The sequence below is a fragment of the uncultured Campylobacter sp. genome, from assembly GCF_937949835.1.
Lineage (GTDB): Bacteria > Campylobacterota > Campylobacteria > Campylobacterales > Campylobacteraceae > Campylobacter_B.
This window is the reverse complement of sequence record NZ_CALEDC010000176.1, coordinates 1-1,121: the sequence shown is the minus strand read 5'-3', so window position 1 is coordinate 1,121 and position 1,121 is coordinate 1. Positions and strand designations below refer to the sequence as shown.

Genomic DNA, 1,121 nt, shown 5'->3' with positions numbered 1-1,121 from the left:
CGATGCAAAACACATTTTAAATAAAATCAAAAACGCGCGAAACGGGCGCGATTTATTGCGATTTAAGCCCGAAGTTATAAAATACGAGCGATTTAAGCTTAAGGATGTTTTTTGGATAAAGTGCGGTTTGAGAAATCTAAAAAGCCTCTAAACGAAGGGCGTCAGAACTTAAAGCAAAAGCTTCGAAGAGGCGCTAGCGCCGACATCTTTGACGATGCGGATTTAAGCGATGCAACGGATCGCAGCTCATTAAATTTAAACGATACAAATTTGATTAGCAAAAGCTTTAAAAATGCGAATTTTAATCCAACAGACCCCAAATTGCAACCCGATCATCTTTGCGGCGCAAATTTCCGAGATAGAAATTTAAACGAGATGAATTTAAACTCAAAAGACGAGGTAAAATTTCAAAATTTAAACTCGGGCGGTGTTTCATCGCGGGGCGCTAAAACTCGTGATTACGACAAAGAGCCGTTGGTCATCAAAGACTATATGCCGATCGTAAATATTATAGCTATAGTAGCGTTGCTTTGTTTTGCTATGTTTATAAATTTAGTATCTAACATCCCTTATGATAGAAAAGTCGCGAATATTCTGCTTACTGGACCTTTGGTTGCCAGGGCTCTTAAGGGCTTTTCGCAGCATTACGGAAGAAAATTTATATTTTTAAACTCAAGCATAAAATGTATAAAATCAGGCGAGCAGCTCGTAATCAAATTTGATGATATTTTATATTTTAAAAAGACTTTCGCACTTGTTTATGAAAGCGAGACGCGAAAATATACGGAAACGGAAAGGATTATAGGAAAAACCTGTCTTTCCATATACGTACTCGCTTATATTTATGGTGCGATATTTGATGATTCTATGATAGTCTTTATAATGTTATTCTGCTGCATGGAAGCGGTTATCTTTCTTTTTATACCGCAAATGATTTTTCATCTATTTAAGGGCGGATTATTTTCATGTAGGTTTGTCGATGCTTTAATTCTAGACGCACTTTACAATAAATTTTTTATATTTATACCCACTAATAAAGAATATAACGAGCTTAAAAAATATATGAAACTAAAATTTAATAAAGACTTAGACGCGCCGAATTATCTTTTAAGAGTTAAAAA

General features: G+C 34.9%; 1 pseudogene. It reads left to right on the top strand.

Going from position 1 to position 1,121, the window contains the following annotated elements:
• Positions 1-111: 111 nt before the first annotated feature.
• Positions 112-1,121 (top strand): annotated as a pseudogene (locus Q0256_RS03835) (hypothetical protein); the annotation flags it as partial.